The 18,607-nt window shown below is 64.5% G+C and carries 21 protein-coding genes; 12 read left to right on the top strand and 9 right to left on the bottom strand.

The features are described 5' to 3' along the window. Positions 1-38 precede the first annotated feature (38 nt). Together ACQ86E_RS10865 and mddA are read right to left on the bottom strand one after the other, a co-directional pair. Entirely contained in the window at positions 39-461 is a 423-nt protein-coding gene (locus ACQ86E_RS10865; protein ID WP_431205379.1) for a GFA family protein, read from the bottom strand. A gap of 205 nt (positions 462-666) precedes the next feature. Next, on the bottom strand, positions 667-1,455 hold the full coding sequence (mddA, locus tag ACQ86E_RS10870; RefSeq protein ID WP_431205380.1) for a methanethiol S-methyltransferase: 789 nt from the start codon (positions 1,453-1,455) through the stop codon (positions 667-669). Positions 1,456-1,588: 133 nt separating this feature from the next. Between mddA and ACQ86E_RS10875 the strand changes: the two genes are divergently transcribed. Then, the gene (locus tag ACQ86E_RS10875; RefSeq protein WP_431205381.1) at positions 1,589-3,139 is read left to right on the top strand and encodes a winged helix-turn-helix domain-containing protein; all 1,551 of its coding nucleotides are present in this window, start codon (positions 1,589-1,591) and stop codon (positions 3,137-3,139) included. A gap of 18 nt (positions 3,140-3,157) precedes the next feature. Here the strand turns inward: ACQ86E_RS10875 and irr are convergent, their stop codons facing one another. Next, on the bottom strand, positions 3,158-3,637 hold the full coding sequence (irr, locus tag ACQ86E_RS10880) for a Fur family transcriptional regulator Irr (protein WP_431205382.1): 480 nt from the start codon (positions 3,635-3,637) through the stop codon (positions 3,158-3,160). 176 nt (positions 3,638-3,813) lie between these two features. Here irr and ACQ86E_RS10885 point away from each other — a divergent pair, with 176 nt between their 5' ends. Next, complete coding sequence (locus ACQ86E_RS10885) at positions 3,814-4,125, top strand: hypothetical protein (RefSeq protein WP_431205383.1); 312 nt, start codon at positions 3,814-3,816, stop codon at positions 4,123-4,125. 9 nt (positions 4,126-4,134) lie between these two features. Here ACQ86E_RS10885 and ACQ86E_RS10890 read toward each other — a convergent pair whose 3' ends face one another. The 3 genes from ACQ86E_RS10890 to ACQ86E_RS10900 all read right to left on the bottom strand — a co-directional run bounded on the left by ACQ86E_RS10890 (position 4,135) and on the right by ACQ86E_RS10900 (position 6,281). Next, entirely contained in the window at positions 4,135-4,704 is a 570-nt protein-coding gene (locus ACQ86E_RS10890; protein ID WP_431205384.1) for a DUF2147 domain-containing protein, read from the bottom strand. 32 nt (positions 4,705-4,736) lie between these two features. Continuing rightward, on the bottom strand, positions 4,737-5,399 hold the full coding sequence (locus tag ACQ86E_RS10895) for a DUF3313 domain-containing protein (RefSeq protein ID WP_431205385.1): 663 nt from the start codon (positions 5,397-5,399) through the stop codon (positions 4,737-4,739). Between the two features lie 252 nt (positions 5,400-5,651). Continuing rightward, the gene (locus tag ACQ86E_RS10900; protein ID WP_431205386.1) at positions 5,652-6,281 is read right to left on the bottom strand and encodes a TetR/AcrR family transcriptional regulator; all 630 of its coding nucleotides are present in this window, start codon (positions 6,279-6,281) and stop codon (positions 5,652-5,654) included. A 215-nt stretch (positions 6,282-6,496) separates the two neighbouring features. Here ACQ86E_RS10900 and ACQ86E_RS10905 point away from each other — a divergent pair, with 215 nt between their 5' ends. From ACQ86E_RS10905 to ACQ86E_RS10920, 4 genes are all read left to right on the top strand, one after another. Continuing rightward, positions 6,497-8,059 carry an ABC transporter substrate-binding protein gene (locus ACQ86E_RS10905; RefSeq protein WP_431205387.1) on the top strand — a complete coding sequence of 521 codons (1,563 nt, stop codon included), beginning with the start codon at positions 6,497-6,499 and terminating at the stop codon, positions 8,057-8,059. A gap of 200 nt (positions 8,060-8,259) precedes the next feature. Beyond that, positions 8,260-9,231, top strand: coding sequence for an ABC transporter permease (locus ACQ86E_RS10910; protein WP_431205388.1), 972 nt, complete (start codon positions 8,260-8,262; stop codon positions 9,229-9,231). Beyond that, positions 9,228-10,067, top strand: a complete 840-nt coding sequence (locus ACQ86E_RS10915; RefSeq protein ID WP_431205389.1) for an ABC transporter permease — start codon at positions 9,228-9,230, stop codon at positions 10,065-10,067. The genes ACQ86E_RS10910 and ACQ86E_RS10915 overlap by 4 nt, the downstream gene beginning before the upstream one ends. Positions 10,068-10,069: 2 nt before the next feature. After that, positions 10,070-11,689, top strand: a complete 1,620-nt coding sequence (locus ACQ86E_RS10920) for an ABC transporter ATP-binding protein (RefSeq protein ID WP_431205390.1) — start codon at positions 10,070-10,072, stop codon at positions 11,687-11,689. A gap of 16 nt (positions 11,690-11,705) precedes the next feature. On the opposite strand, the gene ACQ86E_RS10925 is transcribed toward ACQ86E_RS10920, so the two are convergent. After that, entirely contained in the window at positions 11,706-11,978 is a 273-nt protein-coding gene (locus ACQ86E_RS10925; protein WP_431205391.1) for a hypothetical protein, read from the bottom strand. Positions 11,979-12,313: 335 nt separating this feature from the next. Between ACQ86E_RS10925 and ACQ86E_RS10930 the strand changes: the two genes are divergently transcribed. Together ACQ86E_RS10930 and ACQ86E_RS10935 are read left to right on the top strand one after the other, a co-directional pair. Continuing rightward, a complete protein-coding gene (locus ACQ86E_RS10930) occupies positions 12,314-12,478 on the top strand; it encodes a hypothetical protein (protein ID WP_431205392.1) in 165 nt (54 codons plus the stop codon). Further along, positions 12,475-12,642, top strand: coding sequence for a hypothetical protein (locus tag ACQ86E_RS10935; protein WP_431205393.1), 168 nt, complete (start codon positions 12,475-12,477; stop codon positions 12,640-12,642). The genes ACQ86E_RS10930 and ACQ86E_RS10935 overlap by 4 nt, the downstream gene beginning before the upstream one ends. 62 nt (positions 12,643-12,704) lie before the next feature. Here the strand turns inward: ACQ86E_RS10935 and ACQ86E_RS10940 are convergent, their stop codons facing one another. Both ACQ86E_RS10940 and ACQ86E_RS10945 read right to left on the bottom strand, forming a co-directional pair. Beyond that, positions 12,705-12,995, bottom strand: a complete 291-nt coding sequence (locus tag ACQ86E_RS10940; protein ID WP_431205394.1) for a hypothetical protein — start codon at positions 12,993-12,995, stop codon at positions 12,705-12,707. Between the two features lie 122 nt (positions 12,996-13,117). Beyond that, positions 13,118-13,465 (bottom strand): hypothetical protein, encoded by a 348-nt coding sequence (locus ACQ86E_RS10945; protein ID WP_431205395.1) that lies wholly within the window; start codon positions 13,463-13,465, stop codon positions 13,118-13,120. 121 nt (positions 13,466-13,586) lie between these two features. Between ACQ86E_RS10945 and ACQ86E_RS10950 the strand changes: the two genes are divergently transcribed. The 4 genes from ACQ86E_RS10950 (at position 13,587) to ACQ86E_RS10965 (ending at position 18,423) form a co-directional block, all read left to right on the top strand. Next, positions 13,587-13,907, top strand: a complete 321-nt coding sequence (locus ACQ86E_RS10950; protein WP_431205396.1) for a hypothetical protein — start codon at positions 13,587-13,589, stop codon at positions 13,905-13,907. Positions 13,908-14,128: 221 nt separating this feature from the next. Beyond that, entirely contained in the window at positions 14,129-14,854 is a 726-nt protein-coding gene (locus ACQ86E_RS10955) for an outer membrane protein (protein ID WP_431205397.1), read from the top strand. Positions 14,855-15,022: 168 nt separating this feature from the next. After that, positions 15,023-17,173 carry a methyl-accepting chemotaxis protein gene (locus ACQ86E_RS10960; RefSeq protein ID WP_431205398.1) on the top strand — a complete coding sequence of 717 codons (2,151 nt, stop codon included), beginning with the start codon at positions 15,023-15,025 and terminating at the stop codon, positions 17,171-17,173. Between the two features lie 188 nt (positions 17,174-17,361). Next, a complete protein-coding gene (locus tag ACQ86E_RS10965) occupies positions 17,362-18,423 on the top strand; it encodes an MBL fold metallo-hydrolase (RefSeq protein WP_431205399.1) in 1,062 nt (353 codons plus the stop codon). Positions 18,424-18,607: the final 184 nt, after the last annotated feature.

Consider the following 18,607-nt stretch of genomic DNA (forward strand, 5'->3'; position numbering starts at 1 on the left):
GGCCCTTCTCCCAAAAGGGAGAAGGGAAGATCTTTGCTCTACTCCTGCATCATCTCGCCGCTGCCGCCGAACTCGGCGGGAAAATCCTTCAGCTTGGGCAGGCCGTCGCGCATCGGCAGCACCGTCTCGGAATAGTTGACGTGGACGCCGGGCGCGAAGGCCAGCGTCGGAATCGCCGCGGTGAAGACGTCGACCAGGTCGAGCGGCGGATGGTTGGTCATGAGATGACCGCCGCACTTCTTGCAGTATTTGCGCTGGCTGAGCGGCGTCTTGGAGAAAGTCTCGACGTGCTGGGCGCCCTCGGTGATGCGCACGGCTTCGGGCTTCCACAGGCTGAAGGCGTTCACCGGTCCGCCCGACCACGAACGGCAGGAACGGCAATGGCAATAGCCCATCGCCGCCGGCTCGCCCGTGACCTCGATCGTGACCGCGCCGCAGAAGCAGTTTCCGACGTGTTTCATTTGGTCGTCTCCGTTGATGAAGATTGGAATTCCTCTCCCCGCTCCTGTTCGCCGAAATCGCGGCGAAGACGGATGCGGGGAGAGGCTTCGGGGTGAGGGGAATCACCCCGAGAAACGATGGAGGAGGAGTCCGGCAAGATCAGTTACGCGCCTCAACGCCGCCGCGCGTCATCCTTTCGGCGGACGCGACGGAAAGACGCGCGAACTATACCGACCTGCGCCAGGGAATAAGCATCGACACCCGTTGTTTGTACTGCCGGTATTCGTCGCCGAAGAGTTCGACGAGGTCGTGCTCCTCCAGCGCGATGCCGACGAAGATGTAGATCGTGGTCACGGCCGCGAACAGCAGATGGCCCACCGTCATGACCGGCGCCGCCCAGAACGCGATGATGAAGCCGAGATAGATCGGGTGACGCACGAAATTGTAGAGCATCGGCGTCTTGAAGCGCGTCGGCGCCGCCTCCTTGCCGATGAGATGGTTGGTCACCTGATGCAGGCCGAACAACTCGAAGTGGTTGATCATGTAGGACGAGGTGAACACCAGCACCCAGCCCGCGAAGGATAGCGTGACCAGCGTCACGGCGAGATCGGGGTTTCCGACATCCCATATGACTGTGGGCATCGGGCGCCACTGCCAGAACAGGAGCAGCAATGACAGGCTCGCGAACAGCACATAGGTGCTCCGCTCGACCGGCTTGGGCACGAACTGCGTCCACCACGCCTTGAAGCGCTGGCGCGCCATCACGCTGTGCTGAACGGCGAACAGCGTCATCAGCAGCAGATTGACGATGACGGCTTCAGCCGCCGGCGTGTCGGTTCCGGTGTCGATGGTCTTCGGCACCACCAGCCCCATGACGAAGCCGATGGCGTAGAGAATGGTGACGAAAAACACGAGATATGCCGCAATTCCGTACAGAAAGGCGATGAACTTGAAAATGCGAGAGCCCGCAACCTCCGGGCCGATGGAATGAACATGGTGATCAAGTTGGGTCATAAGACGCTCCGTTGTGCCGAGGCATCGGCACTGTTTGGTCTTCGCACCATGCCGGAACGGACGTCCCCAGACTTTCGCGGACGGTTGATTTTCGCCTGAGACGACTTTGATTTTTGCTTGAGACGACAGAAACGTGCGATTTGTCTTTGAAAACAACGTCCTCGACGGCGACCTGCGGGAGCTCACCTGCGGCGGCGCAGCCGTGCCGTTGCAGCCGCAAGTGTTCGATCTCCTGCTCTATCTCGTCGCGCAACGCGCCCGAGTGGTCAGCAAGGATGACCTGATCAGCCAGATCTGGAGCGATCGCATCGTCTCGGATTCAGCGTTGAACAGCCGGATCAACGCCGCGCGCAAGGCGCTCGGCGACGACGGCGCGACTCAGCGGCTGATCAAGACCGTCCCGCGCAAGGGCTTTCGTTTCGTCGGCGACGTCCGGGAAGAAGCGGCAGGCACGCTTGCGCCGGCCGAACCCGCCCCTGCCCCGGCGCGCATCGCGGCGGACCGCCCGGGAATCGCAGTGCTCGCCTTCGAGAACATGAGCGGCGATCCCGCGCAGGACTATTTCGGCGACGGGATCAGCGAAGACATCCTCACCGCACTGTCGAAGCAGCGCTGGTTCATGGTGATCGCCCGCAACTCGTCCTTCACCTACAAGGGACGCGCGGTCCACATCAGGCAGATCGCCGATGAGCTCGGTGTCCGCTACGTCGTCGAGGGCAGCGTGCGCAAGGCCGACAACCGCGTGCGCATCACCGCGCAGCTCAACGACGCCACCACCGGCGGCCATCTCTGGGCCGAACGCTACGACCGCGAGCTCGTCGACGTCTTCGCCGTGCAGGACGAGATCACCAACGCGATCGCCGCGGCCATCGAGCCGCAGATCCATGCGGCGGAGAATTTCCGCAGCCGACGCAAGCCGCCCGCGAGCCTCGACGCCTGGGACCTGCTGATGCGCGCGCTGTCGCACTATTGGCGCGTCACCCGGCAGGATCATGGAGCTGCGCAAGCGCTGCTCGAGCACGCCATCGCGATCGATCCGGACTACGGCCAGGCGCTGGCGGTGCTGGCGGCGAATCACATGTTCGGCGTGCACCTCGGCTGGGCCGAGCTTGCCGCGGTCGCGCCCGTGGCGGAGGCCGCAGCGCTCGCCGCGGTCCGCTGCGACCACGAGGATGCCTGGGCGCATGCCGCGCTCGGCAGCGTCTGCTTTTCGACGCGAAGGCTTGCGGACGCGCTCTCCGAGTTCGAGCAGGCGCTCGCGCTCAACCCGAACTTCTCGCTGGCGCAGGGCTATTACGCGCTGGCGCTGTCCTATGCCGGACGATCCGCAGAATCGTTCGAGGCGGCACAACGGGCGATCAGGCTCTCGCCGCGCGATCCGTCGCTGGCGATCTATCACGGCATCGCCGGCTATGCGCGCTTCACCGAGCAGCGCTACCTCGAAGCGATCGTGCAGGCGCGCGAGGCGATCCGCCACCGCGGCGACCTCACCGGCGCCTATCGCGTGCTTGCGGTGTCCGCCGGCATGACCGGCGACAGCCTGCTCGCAGAGACGGCGCTGGGCGAACTCCGTCGCACCCAGCCCAACATCTCGCTGCACTGGATCGCGACGCAGCTGCCGTGGGCCAATGAAGCCGATCGCGAGCACTATCTGGAGGGGTTCCGGCGCGCGGGGTTGCGGTAGACGACCGTCATGCCCCGGCTACATCAGGCGCTTCCGCCGCAAATGGACGATGACGTCGAGCCGCGTGATCTCGTGTCCGGGAAGCGCAGCCGGCACCTTGGTGAAGGCGAGCCCGCCGGCGACGTCGACCAGGATATCCTCACCCTCCAGATAGAAGTGCGGATGCACCGATGTATCGGTGTCGAAGAACGACTTGATCCCGTCAGCGGCGATCCGGCGCAGCAGACCTGCCTCGGTGAACTGGTTCAGCGTGTTGTAGACCGTCGCGAGCGACAGTCGCAGGTTGGCGGCCGTCGCCTCGTCATAGAGGCCTTCCGCGGTGACGTGACGGTGACCGCCGAGCAGCAGCATCCGGGCGAGCGCCAGACGATGACGGGTGGGCCGGAGGCCCGCATCGCGAAGCAGTTGCACGCAACGCGCCGCGGCCTCGTCCGCGGGAGGGATGGCGAGGTCGTCTGAGTCTGAATCCGTTTCGGGGAGGCTGGAAAGGACATCCATCGCCGACGCACTCGCACTTGACCGGAACGCGAAGCCTGACGCGCTTCATCATCAGATCGCAGCAGCGGCGGCCAGGCTTTGATCCGGATCAAATTCGTAGCGAAACCGCCTCTGACCTATCGCAAGGCGGCCCGGCTCATTCCCCGCCAGAATAGTCCGACAGTGATGAGGCTGACATGTCCAAGCCGGTTCCCGACAAGGCAGAGATCGCGCTCGAATATCCCGACAAGTTCTATGTCGGCACGTTCGAGCATTCATCCCGGTTCGAGGCGCATCTCGACGGCAGCGGCGTTGCGCTGGTGCTGCAGCACCCGGGCGCAGCAGAGGAGCGCAAATCGGTGCATCTGCATCTCAATTTCGGCCTGCTCGCCGGCATCCTGCGCGAGCTCGCGGGCAGCGTCGCCGCCCTCCCCAAGGACGACATCGCGCACCGTGAGCAACTCGTCGAGGCGCTTGCCGAATTGCAGCAAGCGCTGCGGACGTCCTGAAGCCGCGCCCTATTTCGCTTTCGCCTGCAACGGCTTCGGGGCCGGCACGGCGGCCCATTCCCTGTCCGCGCGCGGGCCGTTGAGATCGCCGGTCAGGCCGACGAGCTGGCCGGGCTGGACGTCCAGGGTCTGCTGCCAGGTCTGGGTCTGGCACAGCAGCTTGATCAGGCAGCCCTTGAGCTTGAGGCGGTCGGCGGAGTCGCGCCACAGCGAGACCGAATACAGCTTGCCGTCCTCGGCATTGTAGATTTCGCCGGCAAAGCGTCCGTCGGGCGTCGCCTGCAGGCCCATGATGAGTTGATGGCCGAGCAGCGTGCGGGCCCGCTTGTCGGGATCGGGGTTCTCCTTGTCGCGCAGCGGCTGGCCGCGCTTGTCGGCCGGCTCCTTCATCCAGACGATGAAGCCGCAGATGCGGTCGCGCGACGGCCCGCAGCGCTCGAGCCGGATGCGGGCGCGGCCGTCCTCGACGAGCCAGGTGCCGCTGGGATCGGCCTGCGCGCCCACGCCGGCGCGCCCTCCCAGAACCATCATCACGATCGTGATCGCGACGCGCAGCAGAAAGCGAAGGAGAATGTTCACGGGCAGCACCTTTCGTTGGTTGAGTCGCGGCGTCAGTTCAGTTGCGCCATGAGTGCATCGGCGCCCCTGTCAATGCCTGCATTGGCGGCCGCGAGCGCGCCGACACTGGCCTTGATGTCGTAGGCAGCAGGATATTGCTTGGTGACGTAGGCCGAGAGCAGCCGCGAGGTGGCGGCGTCGAAGATCTCGACGCTGTAGATGACCGAGCCGGTCATGGTGCCCTCGCCGTCGCGCGCGGCCTGAACGCCGTTGTAGACGGCGCCGGCGACATCGAAGCGCGAGAGCGTGCCGAGCACCGGCGTATTGGCGACGGCCCCGGTCAGCGTCAGCCTGATCCGCAGCGTCTCCGGCCCGCGCTCACGCACCAGCGCGAAGCGGCCGCGCAGCCGCTCGGCGAAACTGGTCTGCATAGTGGCAGCCAGCGTCGCCTTGTCCTGGTCGGACATGTCGCCAAACTGATGATCCTTGCCGCGATAGACCACGACCGGATCGAGGATCACCTTATGATAGGCGCGCCAGTCGACCGGCGTGGAATAGCGGTAGGGCACGCGGCCGGAGGCGTCGGACTTGTCCGGGGCCATGTAGGCCGAGGACGCCAGCTCGGCATAGGGCACGGGCGCGACCGAGGCGCAGCCGGCTGCGGCCAGGCAAAGCAGCAGCGCTCCCAGACCGCGCAGGGCGATCGAGCGATCCATTCCAGACTCCTCTTTGCGGCGTTGGGGGCAGGCGATGGCGACCGCAACCGCGTTCAGGGACCAGACGCGGCTGCGGCGCTCACCAACGCCGGCCCAAGGCGTCGTCCGGGGCAATGTCAGAAGCCTCGGGCCGTCTCAGCGTCTCCGTCTATAAACCGACTAGACGGTTTGTAGAGTAGGAAAAATGGCCCCGCGCATTTGGCCGCAGGCGCGGATTTGGGCAGTCGCAGGCAGGACTTCGTTAACGATACATCAGCTGCGCTTGCGCGGGGTCGCGGCCTTCGCTGCGCCGGATTTTGCGGAGCGCGGGTCGGCCGGCTGCTCGAGGCCGGTCCACTGCTTGTCGTCGAGCAGGCGCGCGAACAGCCGATCATGCTCTGCCTTGCTGAGTGGAGACATGCCGAACAGGCCGCTCAGCAGCAGGCCCCTCGCCGCCGCCCAGCGCAACAGCGCAAGATCCGGATCGGCAGCCTCGGCCTTGATCGCCTCCACACGCTTCATTTCGCGCTCGCGCGGCAGCGACATCAATTCCGGATTTTCGACCATGGCCGCGACCAGCGCCAGCGCCGCCGAATTCGGCGCACTGGCGGCTTCCCGCACGGTCGCAAGCTGGGTGGCAAGTTCGGGGTTCACAGACGTCGCGCCCACTTTGGCGTGATAATCGTTCGAAAACTCCTCGAAATGCGCCATCTGCCGATCGAGCAACGCCTTGAGCACCGCCTCCTTGGTGCGGAACTGATGCATCACGCCGCCCTTGCTCAGGCCGCTCTCGCGCGCGATCGCATCGAGCGTCAACCTGCCGGGCCCATCACGCGCGATGATCGCGATCGCCGCCTCGAGCGCGGCGTTGCGGGACCGTTCGGAGCGTGTGGCATTGTCCATGGCCGACTTGTCTCCGCGGCAAGATCATGAATCAAGTGAAAACAGGACGCGCTGTACATTTTTTGTGCGAACGCTGTCGAGACTTTCATCTTGCGGCGCCGAACGAGACTGTGTGAGCCTCGATATCGGATGGGGACTGGGATGGGCCTGCCGTAGCTTTGCGCGCCATGACGTGCGAAGCGTTTTCGGCTGGTCTCGCTTGAGAAAGATACGACATGTCAAAACGAGTGTTGCTTGGTGTCCTTCTGGCTTGCGGCCTCGCGGCCTCGGCACTTGGACCAGTTCTTGCGCAAGAGCCGAAATCAGGCGGTGTGATCAACGCGGTGATCCAGCCCGAGCCGCCCGGCCTGATGCTTGCGATGATCCAGAACGGTCCGACCCAGATGGTCTCGGGCAACATCTTCGAGGGCCTGTTGCGCTACAGCCCCAAGCTCGAGCCGCTGCCGGAGCTCGCCGAGAGCTGGACCGTCAGCGAAGACGCCAAGACCTACACCTTCAAGCTCCGGAAGGGCGTCACCTGGCATGACGGCAAGCCCTTCACCGCCGCCGACGTGCTGTTCTCGATCGAGATGCTGAAGCAGACCCACGCCCGCGCCCGCACCAACCTCGCGCAGGTCGACAAGATCGAGGCGCCCGACGATTACACGGTGGTCTTCAAACTGAAGCAGCCGTTCGGCCCGTTCCTCGGCATCTTCGAGGTCGGCTCGATGCCGATGGTGCCGAAGCATCTCTACGAAGGCACCGACTGGAAGACCAACCCCTACAACAACGCGCCGGTCGGCACCGGCCCCTTCATGTTCAAGGAATGGCAGAAGGGCTCGTTCATCCGCCTGGTCAAGAACCCGAACTATTACGAAAAGGGCAAGCCCTATATCGACGAGATCTACTGGCAGATCATCCCCGACGCCGCCGCGCGCTCGGTGGCGTATGAAACCGGCAAGGTCGACGTGCTGCCCGGCGGCTCGGTCGAGAATTTCGACGTGCCGCGCCTGTCCAAGCTGAAGGACACCTGCGTCACCGGCGCCGGCTGGGAGTTCTTCTCGCCGCTGGCCTGGCTGTGGCTGAACAACCGCCAGGGTCCGCTCGCCGACAAGCGGGTGCGGCAGGCGATCATGTATGCGATCGACCGCGACTTCGCCAAGGACGTGATCTGGAACGGGCTCGGCAAGGTCGCCACCGGCCCGTCGTCCTCGGCCATCAAATACTACACCGACGACGTGAAGAAATATCCGTACGATCCGGCAAAGGCCAAGGCGCTGCTGAAGGAAGCCGGCTACAAGGGCGAGAAGATCCGCCTGTTGCCGCTCGCCTATGGCGAGACCTGGCAGCGCTGGGGTGAAGCCGTGAAGCAGAACCTCATGGACGTCGGCATGAACATCGAGACCATCGCCACCGACGTTGCCGGCGGCAACCAGAAGATCGGCGACTGGGACTACGACATCGCCTTCACCTATCTCTACCAGTACGGCGACCCCGCACTCGGCGTCGGCCGCAACTACATCTCCAGCAACATCGCCAAGGGCCAGGTGTTCAACAACGTCGAGGGCTACTCCAACCCCGAGATCGACAAGCTCTTTGCCGATGGCGCCGTCGCGACGCCGGACTCCAAGCGCAAGGAGATCTACGAGAAGGCGCAGAAGATCCTGGTCGAGGACGTGCCGGTGGCCTGGATGCTTGAACTGCAATTCCCGACCATCACCCGCTGCAAGGTCAAGAACCTGATCACCACCGCGATCGGGGTCAATGACGGCTTCAAGGACGCATGGCTCGACAAGTGAGTTTTTCTTTCACCTCTCCCCGCGTGCGGGGAGAGGTCGAATGTGCGCATAGCGCACATTCGGGTGAGGAGTCTCCGCGAGTCCAACTGCTGATACCCTCGCGGAGACTCCCCTCACCCCAACCCTCTCCCCGCAAGCGGGGCGAGGGAGGTGCACTGTCTCCGTGACTACAAGTCACCTTACCAAGATGACTCCCTGATATGCTCTCCTTCGTTGCTCAGCGTGTCGTGAAGGGCGTGATCGTCCTGCTCGCGATCATCGTCCTCAATTTCTTCCTGATCCGCCTTGCGCCAGGCGACCCCGCAGTCGTGATGGCCGGCGAGGCCGGAGCCAGTGACCAGGTCTTCGTCAAGCAGCTCCGGGAAAAGTTCGGCCTCGACAAGCCGCTGCCCGAGCAGCTCTTCATCTACGTCAAGGGCGTCGTCACCCTCGACCTCGGCTTCTCCTTCCGTCAGCAGGCGCCGGTCGTGAAGCTGATCGCCGAGCGACTGCCGGCGACACTGCTGCTGACGCTGACGGCCTTCGCGATCTCGCTGATGCTGGGCGTGCTGTTCGGCACTTTTGCCGCGCGCTTTGCCGGAACGTTTCTCGATACCGCCATCACCGTCTTTGCGCTGATCTTCTACGCCATGCCGATCTTCTGGGTGGCGCTGATGGGAATCCTGCTGTTCTCGGTCACGATGGACTGGCTGCCGAGCTTCGGCTACGAGACCGTCGGCGCCAACTTCACCGGCTTCGCGCACGCGCTCGACGTCGGCGCGCACCTGATCATGCCGGCGATGACGCTCGGCCTGTTCTTCATGGCGACCTACACCCGCATGACGCGCGCCTCGATGCTGGAGGTGAAGCGGCTCGACTTCGTCAAGACCGCGCGCGCAAAGGGCCTCACCGATGCCGTGATCCAGCGCCGCCACGTGCTCCGCAACGCGCTGCTGCCCGTCGTGACGCTTGCCGGCGTGCATTCGGGTACGCTGATCGGCGGCGCCGTCATCACCGAGACCGTATTCGCCTGGCCCGGCATCGGGCGCCTGATGTACGACGCACTGCTGCAGCGGGACTACAATCTGCTACTCGGCGTCTTCGTGATCTGCTCGGCCATGGTCCTGATCTTCAACCTCATCACCGACCTCGTCTACCGCCTGGTCGATCCGCGCATCGAATTTGCCTCATGAAACAGTTCTGGAAATCGATGTTGCGCAGCCCGAGCGGCGTCGTCGGGCTCATCATCCTCATTCTCGCGATCTCGGTCGCGGTGTTCGGGCCGATGCTGTTCCCGAACTCGCCCTGGCGCATGGTGCAGCGGCCGTTCCTGCCGCCCTTCACGCTTTCGACCGTGCCGCTCGGCACCGACGCACTCGGCCGCGACGTGTTCGCCGGCATGATTTTCGGCGCACGCGTTTCGCTGCTCGTGGGCCTAGTCTCGACGCTGGTCGCGCTGGTCGTCGGCGTGCCGATCGGCGCCATGGCCGGCTATTTCGGCGGCAAGGTCGACGATGCCCTGATGCGCTTCACCGAGTTCTTCCAGACCATTCCGAGCTTCGCGCTCGCGATCGTGCTGGTCGCGATCCTGCAGCCCTCGATCTACTCCATCGTCGCCTCGATCGCGGTGGTGAGCTGGCCTCCGGTCGCCCGCCTCGTCCGCGGCGAGGTGCTCTCGCTACGCACGCGCGAATACGTCCAGGCCGCAGTCGTCACCGGCCAGAGCAATACCTGGATCATCATGCGCGAGATCCTGCCCAACGCGCTGTCGCCGGTGATCGTGCTGGCCTCGCTGATGGTCGCGACCGCAATCCTGCTGGAATCTTCGCTGGCCTTCCTCGGCCTCGGCGATCCCAATCTGATCTCCTGGGGCTACATGGTCGGCGCCGGCCGCACCGTGATCCGGCAGGCCTGGTGGATCACGGTGTTTCCCGGTGTCGCGATCCTGATCTCGGTGCTCGGCCTCAACCTGATCGGCGAAGGCCTCAACGACGCGCTGAATCCGCGCATGTCGCGCGAGGGGCGTTGACCATGACCGCGCCAGCTACCGTTTCCATCAAGAACCTGCAGATCGCGCTGCCCAGGGGTGCCGAACGTCCGTTCGCGGTCGACGGCATCTCGCTCGACCTGAGGGCCGGCAAGATCGTCTGCGTCGTCGGCGAGTCCGGCTCCGGCAAATCGATGTGCGCGCATGCGCTGATGGGCCTGTTGCCCGACACGGTCTCCACCACCTCCGGCGAGATCATGTTCGAGGGCCGCGACCTGCTCAAGCTCGACGAGGACGGCTGGCGCGATTTGCGCGGCCGCAGGCTCGCGATGATCTTCCAGGAGCCGATGACCGCGCTCAATCCGTTGATGCGGATCGGCGACCAGATGGCGGAGATGTTCGAGGCCCACGGCCTGCTGACGCCGGGAGAGCGGCGTGCCAAGGCGCTGTCGCTGGCGCGCGAGGTCGGCCTGCCCGACCCTGAGCGCATCGTGCGCGCCTATCCGCACCAGCTCTCCGGCGGTCAGCGCCAGCGTGCCATGATCGCGATGGCGCTCGCGCTGGAGCCGGCCGTGCTGGTTGCGGACGAGCCGACCACCGCGCTCGACGTCACCACCCAGGCGCAGATCCTCAAGCTGATCCGCAACCTCCAGCGCGACCGCAACATGGCGGTCATGTTCATCACCCATGATTTCGGCGTCGTCGCCGACATCGCCGACCAGGTCGTGGTGCTTCGCCATGGCAAGGTCGTGGAGGAAGGCCCCGCCGCGACCGTCTTCAACAATCCGCAGCACGACTATACCAAGGCGCTCCTCTCCGCCGTGCCGTCGATAGACCCGCCGGCACGCCAGCCGCTCGATGACCAGGCCAGGGCCGTCGAGGTCATCGGGCTGGACAAGACCTACGTCACCTCAGGCGGCTGGTTTCGCGAGGACCGCCGCGTCGATGCCGCGCGCGAGGTCAATTTTAGCATCTTCAAGGGCGAAACGCTCGGCCTCGTCGGTGAATCCGGTTCCGGCAAATCGTCGGTCGCGCGCCTGGTGATGCGGCTGATCGAGGCCGACCGCGGCACGGTGCGGATCGGCGAGACCGATCTCACCGCGCTCTCGGGCAAGGCGCTGCGCGCCGAGCGCCATCGCATCCAGATGATCTTCCAGGACCCGTTCGCCTCGCTCAACCCGCGGCGCAAGGTCGGTCACATCATCGCCGACGGTCCGATCGCGGCCGGCACCGACCCGAAGGTCGCCTTCGACCGCGCCCGCGACCTCCTGAAGATGGTTGGCCTGGACGCCGGCGCGCTCGACCGCTACCCGCACGAATTCTCCGGCGGCCAGCGCCAGCGCATCGGCATTGCGCGCGCTCTCGCGCTCGAGCCTGAGATCATCGTCGCCGACGAAGCCGTCTCCGCGCTCGATGTCTCCGTGCAGGCGCAGGTGTTGCGGCTACTCGAGGATCTCAAGGCGCGCCTCGGCCTGTCGATGCTGTTCATCACCCATGATCTGCGCGTCGCCGCCCAAATCTGCGACCGCATCGCGGTGATGCAGCGCGGTGTCATCGTCGAGCTGAAGCCGACCGCCCAGCTGTTCGCCGCGCCGGAGCACGCCTATACGCGCGAACTGCTAGCCGCGGTGCCGGGACGCAAGGAGCGCGCGCCGGCGGCGTGAAGCAGCGCTGCCGCGATTACTTCTTGGCCGGAGGGTTCGTGCTGTTCCAGGTGGGGACCGAGTTGGTCACGCCGACAGAGGGCTGGGTAGACGTTCCGACCGACGGCGCCGTCACCGTTCCAACAGTCTGCCCGGAGCTTCCAATCGTACCTTGCTGTACCGGTGCTCCCGGGGTGCTGTGCGTGCTGGTTTGCGCGCCCGTCGCAGACGTCTGCGCGCTTGCGGCGAACGGTGATGCCGCCAATCCGATGGCGATGAGTACGGCAATGGAACGTTTCGTTCTCGTCATGGCTGGTCCTTTCGAGGCGGTCCCCGATTGCGTCGGCCGATCAGTTGTCGAACGAGCTCGAGCAATGAGCCTTTCAATAACGTCACACAGGCGAGAATGTGCCGCATCGAGGCATGGCGGTAGATCTCAACACTCCGTTACGGTGCCGCAAAGGCACGCACGGGCCGCACCAGGTGGCCATTTGCGCGGTGCTGGTTCCACCCGTAGTCGTACGGTCACGGGCATTTTATCCCTTGTGACTGCCTGAGCAGCGGCAAACGCGAAGCTCGCACCCCACATCGGATAAAATGATTTCCATCATTTGATGATGGATCTGCTGATCTATTGGAGCCGACATGGGCCGGGTTATTCAGTTTGTCTCGAAGTCCGAACGCGAGCGTATTCGCCTCATCGAGGAGGCACGCGCGATCTATGACAGCATCTTTCCGCCGGCCGACACGCGCCAGGATACGGCATCGATCGGCCGCGCGGGCGGCGGCGATGTGGGAAATCTGGCGTGATCAAGATCATCGCAATGCTCTGCAGCCTTTCCTCGCCGGCGAATTGTCACGAGCAGATCGTCACCACATCGGACATCGCGAACGTCTCGATGCAGTCCTGCCTGACGGGCGCGCCGCAGCTCGCCGAATGGATGAACCAGCATCCGGCCGAGCGCCTGGCTTGATGGCGCTGCGTGTTCGGCAAACAGGATGGCCGGCGCGCCTGAGATCAAGACGCAATCGCCCTCTACCTGACCGGCGGGTTAGTGTTACTCCAGGTCGGCACCGCGTTGGTCACACCGACCGAGGGCCAATTGTACGTTCCGATCGAGGGCGCAGTGACCGTCCCGATCGACTGCCCCGAACTCCCGTAAGTCCTGGTTTGCGTTGCCGATGATCCGGCGCTCCCATAGATCGGGTCCACGACGCGCGTGTTGTGGTACCTGCCGGACCGGTGTTTCTTCGCTTGAGCCGCGAAGGGCGCCGCCGCCAGTCCGATGGTGAGGAGTACGGCAAGGGCTTGTCTGCTTCTTGTCATGGTTGAACCTCTCCTTGCGCGCCCCGTCCTAAAGGTCGTCATTGGCCGGAAAGTTTCAATACGCAACAGGCTTACAACTCCGTATGCGTCGAAATGTGCCGGAGCGCAGGGATATTGCGGGATCAACGCCGCCGGGGGCGGCAGGCCGTGCGGCCGTGCCGCTCCTTCACGGTCGCCACCGAATGCATCAGCTCCTTGAAGGCCGCGATCGCCTTGTCCTCGCCGAGCGCGCCGTCACCGTGCGCTTCCAGATGCTCGATGACCACCAACAGCGCATCTCCGATCTGGCCGATCTGCTTGCCATAGCTGCCGACATCGGACAGCAAATCCTTCTCGACATCAGGCGCCGAGGATTGCCCGACTGTGATGTTGACGAGACCGAACTGGCCGCCGGCCGGGCTGAAGAACGACGTGATCGGGTTGATGGACTGCACGACGTCCCCCGACAAGGGCAGCTTGAACACGGGCATGGGATATCCCCTCGCTGACGCTGAACCGGCAGCGCGAGACTAGCACGGTCATGCCCGCCTTCGGATGGACCCGAATCAGCATTAGTGCATTGGCTCCAACACTCCTCCGAATGCGATCGACATGACCGGCCCCGAACTGAAGCAACTTCGCAACGACCTCTCCGATGCCCTCGGGCGCCAGCTCACCGCAATCGACATGGCCAGGCTTTGCGGATTGCCGGAAAAAGGAGGCGCCGACACCATCCGGCGCTGGGAGGTGAGCGGTCCGACCTTGGAGGCAACCAAGGTGTTGCGCGTGCTGGCCATGGCGAGCGAGCGCTATCCGATCCTGGAGAAGTTCGACATCTTCGATCGTCACGACGTGCGCGAGGAAGACCGGCCCGCCAGGCGCGCAGCCTTTCGCGAGCAGATGCGCGACGAGGCGCGCCGGCGTCTTGGTTAACGAAAGGCGCGCGCAGGTTACTCGAGCCGCGCGAAATTAAGCCTTCCTTCACCACTTCTTAAGCCGCCATTAAGCACGAAAATCATTTACGGCCCAATAAGTTAGGTTGGCTGTCGCTGTGCCATGAGTGTGACAGCATTTTCGTCAAAAGCGAGCTATCTGCAAAACCAACGCGGCGCGGACAGCGCCTGCCGGGGACCTAAGTGTTGGAGTTCAAGACCATGAAGAAGATTCTGTTTGCGACCGTCGCGCTGCTCGTGGCGGGCGCTGCTGCACCGGCCGTCGGTGCCGATCTCGGCAACCGCAACTACTACAAGGCGCCCGCGCCGGCCTATGCCGCGCCGATCTACAACTGGACCGGCTTCTACCTCGGTGCGCATCTCGGCGGTGCGTTCTCCAGCGACAACAATTTCAACGGCCTCTCCACCGGCAACAACGGCAACGGCCGCTTCCTCGGCGGCGTGCAGGTCGGTGCGGACTGGCAGTTCAACCCGAACTTCGTGGTCGGCGTCGAAGGCCAGTATTCCTGGCTTTCCGGCAGCGTCGGCGCGGTGTTCCCGGGCGGCGTCGCCTACACCAACGACCAGCGTGGCCTCGGCTCGATCACCGGCCGCGTCGGCTACACCTGGGGTCCCGGCCTGCTCTACGTGAAGGGCGGCTACGCTTATTCGGACAACAACGAGAAGGTGACCGTCGGCGGCGTGCCGACCGGCTTCATCATCGATGGCGACCACCGCAACGGCTACACCGTCGGCGCCGGCCTCGAATACATGTTCGCGCCGAACTGGTCGGCCAAGGCCGAGTACCAGTACTACAATTTCGGCGACGCGCACTTCACCGCGGGCCCGCTGGCGGGCACCGGCAACTTCACCACGGACGACCACACCATCAAGGCTGGCCTGAACTACCGCTTCAACTGGGCCAACTCGGCGGTCGCGCGCTACTGATCGCGTCTGAAGAAAATCTCTTGCATCATCAAGGGCCGGCAGTTCTGCCGGCCCTTTCCTTTTCGCTGTGCGGAACAGGCGCAACCGATTGTGCAACTTGCGATTTTTTAACCCGAGCTGAGGATACTCCGCCGCGAAAATATAAAGATCACGAGTGGGGGAATTCCGATGGCGATCCGTATTGGTGGCCTTCTTGGCCGTCTCAAGCCTCGTTTCAAGATGCCAAGGTGGGGCGTGCGCGGCAGCCTGTTCGCCGCTTTCGCGTTGATCGCGGGCATGGGCCTCGTGATCGCAGCCGGCGCCGGTTTCGTCTTCAATCATCTCGGCGCGACCATGATGGATCTGAGCGGCCGCGACATCCCGCGCCTCTCCGCCAGCCTCCAGCTCGCCTCGCAGAGCGCAACGCTCGCAGCCCAGGGCCCGGGCCTGCTGGCATCACCATCCGATGAGTCGCTGAAAGAGCGCACCAAGAGCGTGAAGGACATCCAGCAGCTCGCCATGGCCAAGCTCGGCGAGATCATCGAGCTCGGCGCCGACAAGCAGACTGCGACCGCGCTGCAAGAGACCGCCAAGAGCATCGACGAGGCGACCCAGAGCCTGGTCTCGGCGGCCCGCGAACGGCTCGACACCGGCGCGGTGCACGACAAGCAATATGAAGCGCTGCGCAAGGCCCAACTCGCCTTTGTCGGCGCGGCCGGTCCGGCGATGCTGGACGCCCAGACGCGCCTCAACGCGATCCTCGGCGCGGCGGAAGTCTCCGCTGACGATGCGACCGAGGCCGCCCGCACCGTCGCCCAGATCTCGATGGTCTCCGCCAACGGCAATCTGATGGCCGCCGACATGATGGCGGCGCTCTCGGCCAACAACAGCGACACGCTGGAAGTGATCGAGAAGGAATTCAAGGCGACGCGCGACCGCGTCAAGTCGAACCTCGAGGACCTGCCCAAGGTGGCCTCGATGCAGGCGATGCGTGACGCCGTGCAGAAGCTGTTTGCCTTCGGCGAAGGCAAGACCGGCGTGTTCAAGATCCGCCAGAAGGAGCTCGACGCCATCGACTACGGCCAGACCATCCTGGATGAGACCCGCAAGCTCAATGTCGGCCTCGGCATCAGCGTGCAGCAACTCGTCGAGGGTGTGCAGAAGGAGACCAACGCGTCGACCTTCCAGGCGCGCCAGGAAATTTCGCTCGCCACCACCGCGATGCTGGCGCTGGGCGCCTTGATGCTGGTCGGCTCGGCACTGTTCGTCTGGCTTTATGTCGGGCGCAACATCCTGCGCCGGATCGGCGCGCTGCATCAATCCATGCAGCTCCTCGCGAACGGCGACCTCGAGACCGAAACCTACCGCTCCATGAACCACAACGACGAAATCTCGGTGATGGCAAACACGCTGCAGGTGTTCCGCGAGAGCATGATCGAGGCCCGCGCGATGTCCAGCGAGCAGGACAAGGACCGCGCGGCCAAGGCCGAGCGTGCCGCGCGCATGGAAGCCAGGATCGCAGAGTTCGAGAGCACGGTGCGCAATGCGCTCGACAATCTCGCGCAGTCGGCCAATTCGATGCAGTCGACCGCGCAGAGCATGTCGAATACCGCAGACCAGTCCAACGCATTGGTGAACGCGGTCGCTTCCGCCGCGGAGGAGACCTCGGTCAACGTGCAGACCGTGTCATCAGGCACCGAGCAGCTCTCGTCCTCGATCGAGGAGATCAGCAAGCAGGTCGTCACCTCGGCTGCAATCGCCAAGAAGGCGGTCGACGAGGCCGGCGCGACCGACGCCACGGTTCAGAGCCTTGCCGACGGCGCGAGCCGCATCAGCGTTGTCGTCGACCTGATCCAGACCATCGCCTCGCAGACCAATCTGCTCGCACTCAACGCCACCATCGAGGCGGCGCGCGCGGGCGAGGCCGGCCGCGGTTTCGCGGTGGTCGCGTCCGAGGTGAAGAGCCTCGCAAGCCAGACCGCGAAGGCAACCGAAGAGATCCGCACCCAGATCGCCAGCATGCAGTCGGTCACGACCTCGGCGGTCGGCGCCATCCAGGGCATCGGCCGGATCATCGGCGAGATCAACGATGTCACGACGACCATCGCGGCCGCGGTCGAGGAACAGGGCGCAGCCACCCGCGAGATCGCCCGCAACATCCAGCACGCCGCCGGCGGCACCAGCGAGGTTTCGAGCAACATCGTGGGCGTCTCCACGGCATCGGCCGAGGCCGGTACGGCGGCGAGCCAGGTGCTGGGCGCCTCCGACGCACTCCGCCGCGAAGCCGACCTGCTGCGTGGGGAGATCGACGCGTTCCTCAACAACATGCGGGCGGCGTAAGGGCGCTGTCCCGTAGTCCGGACGGAGCGCAAGCGTAATCCGGGGCGGTTTCGCTCGAGGCACGAATCCCGGATTGCGCTCAGCTCCATCCGGGCTGCGGAAAACCACCCGGAATGTCCGCTATGCGAGGGCATGCCAGCATCCTTTTTCGGCTGGCGCCCCGCCCGCGCCGGGTTTAAGCCGATAACATGAACACGAAAACCGACACCGTGCCGTCCTCGGGCGAGGCCCTGCGTTACCCCTGGGACCAGCATCCCGGCCACGAAGAGATCGTGGAGGTCAGGCCCGGCGTGCTGTGGGCGCGGCTGAAATTGCCGTTCCGCCTCAACCACGTGAACATCTACCTGCTCGCCGATGGCGACGGCTACGCGATGATCGACGCCGGCTTCGGCAACGAGGAGACCATCGAGGCCTGGACCAGGCTGTTCGAGGGACCGCTGAAGGGCGTCAACATCACGCGCCTGATCGTCACCCACTCGCACCCTGATCATGTCGGCCTTGCTGGCTGGATCGTCGAGCGCTTCAATTGCCCGCTGGTGATGTCGCAGGTCGAATATCTGCAATCGGTCTATCACCAGAACCGCGGCACCGAGGAGCGAAAGGAAGCCCAGAGGCGGTTCTTCCGCCGCCACGGCATGGACGAGTCGCTCACCGAAAAGCTCCTCGGCCGCGGCCAGGATTATCTCAAGCGTGTCTCGGTGCTGCCGCCGTCCTACCGCCGCATCTCGCATGGCGACGAGGTCGTGATCGGCACGCGCCGCTTCAAGGTGATCACCGGCGGCGGACACGCGCTCGACCAGGTGATGCTGTATTGCGCGGACGACAAGCTTTTCCTGTCCGCCGATCAGGTGCTCAGCAAGATCTCGCCGAATGTCAGTGTGTGGGCGGTCGAGCCCGACCAGAACTCGCTCGGCGAATATCTGGCCTCGCTCGCAAGCCTCACCACCACCCTGCCCTATGATCTGCTGGTGCTGCCCGGCCACGGCGTGCCGTTCTACGGCCTGAAGACCCGCATCAAGCAGCTCGCCGATCATCACGAGGAGCGCTGCCACCTGATCGCGGAAGCCTGCCGTGAAGTACCTCAGACGTCCCGCGCGCTCGTGCCTGTCGTGTTCAACAAGCACGTGCTGGACGAGCACCAGATGGGCTTTGCCGCCGGCGAGCTCGTCGCCCACGTCAACTACATGATCGTCGAGGGCCGGCTGACGGCGGAGACGAAGGACGGCGTGCTGCAGTTCCGGACGACGTGAGCCTTTGCCTCTCCGTAGGAATGCGGAAGAGGGAGACGGATGGTGCAGAGCAGCATCACGCATCGCGCGCGAACTTGATCCGGATCAAGTTTCAAATCGCACGATAGGGCATTTTGGCCAGATGCCCCTCACGGCCAAATGTGGGATAGCGCATAGACATTGGAGCTGGAAACGCTCTAGAAAG

Source organism: Bradyrhizobium betae (assembly GCF_050632175.1).
Lineage (GTDB): Bacteria > Pseudomonadota > Alphaproteobacteria > Rhizobiales > Xanthobacteraceae > Bradyrhizobium > Bradyrhizobium betae_B.

Bases quoted from the DNA above. Each gene is read 5' to 3' on its own strand.
- ACQ86E_RS10865 (WP_431205379.1), bottom strand. From the start codon at position 461: ATGAAACACGTCGGAAACTGCTTCTGCGGCGCGGTCACGATCGAGGTC.
- mddA (WP_431205380.1), bottom strand. From the start codon at position 1,455: ATGACCCAACTTGATCACCATGTTCATTCCATCGGCCCGGAGGTTGCG.
- irr (WP_431205382.1), bottom strand. From the start codon at position 3,637: ATGGATGTCCTTTCCAGCCTCCCCGAAACGGATTCAGACTCAGACGAC.
- ACQ86E_RS10885 (WP_431205383.1), top strand. From the start codon at position 3,814: ATGTCCAAGCCGGTTCCCGACAAGGCAGAGATCGCGCTCGAATATCCC.
- ACQ86E_RS10895 (WP_431205385.1), bottom strand. From the start codon at position 5,399: ATGGATCGCTCGATCGCCCTGCGCGGTCTGGGAGCGCTGCTGCTTTGC.
- ACQ86E_RS10900 (WP_431205386.1), bottom strand. From the start codon at position 6,281: ATGGACAATGCCACACGCTCCGAACGGTCCCGCAACGCCGCGCTCGAG.
- ACQ86E_RS10905 (WP_431205387.1), top strand. From the start codon at position 6,497: ATGTCAAAACGAGTGTTGCTTGGTGTCCTTCTGGCTTGCGGCCTCGCG.
- ACQ86E_RS10910 (WP_431205388.1), top strand. From the start codon at position 8,260: ATGCTCTCCTTCGTTGCTCAGCGTGTCGTGAAGGGCGTGATCGTCCTG.
- ACQ86E_RS10915 (WP_431205389.1), top strand. From the start codon at position 9,228: ATGAAACAGTTCTGGAAATCGATGTTGCGCAGCCCGAGCGGCGTCGTC.
- ACQ86E_RS10920 (WP_431205390.1), top strand. From the start codon at position 10,070: ATGACCGCGCCAGCTACCGTTTCCATCAAGAACCTGCAGATCGCGCTG.
- ACQ86E_RS10925 (WP_431205391.1), bottom strand. From the start codon at position 11,978: ATGACGAGAACGAAACGTTCCATTGCCGTACTCATCGCCATCGGATTG.
- ACQ86E_RS10930 (WP_431205392.1), top strand. From the start codon at position 12,314: ATGGGCCGGGTTATTCAGTTTGTCTCGAAGTCCGAACGCGAGCGTATT.
- ACQ86E_RS10940 (WP_431205394.1), bottom strand. From the start codon at position 12,995: ATGACAAGAAGCAGACAAGCCCTTGCCGTACTCCTCACCATCGGACTG.
- ACQ86E_RS10945 (WP_431205395.1), bottom strand. From the start codon at position 13,465: ATGCCCGTGTTCAAGCTGCCCTTGTCGGGGGACGTCGTGCAGTCCATC.
- ACQ86E_RS10950 (WP_431205396.1), top strand. From the start codon at position 13,587: ATGACCGGCCCCGAACTGAAGCAACTTCGCAACGACCTCTCCGATGCC.
- ACQ86E_RS10955 (WP_431205397.1), top strand. From the start codon at position 14,129: ATGAAGAAGATTCTGTTTGCGACCGTCGCGCTGCTCGTGGCGGGCGCT.
- ACQ86E_RS10960 (WP_431205398.1), top strand. From the start codon at position 15,023: ATGGCGATCCGTATTGGTGGCCTTCTTGGCCGTCTCAAGCCTCGTTTC.
- ACQ86E_RS10965 (WP_431205399.1), top strand. From the start codon at position 17,362: ATGAACACGAAAACCGACACCGTGCCGTCCTCGGGCGAGGCCCTGCGT.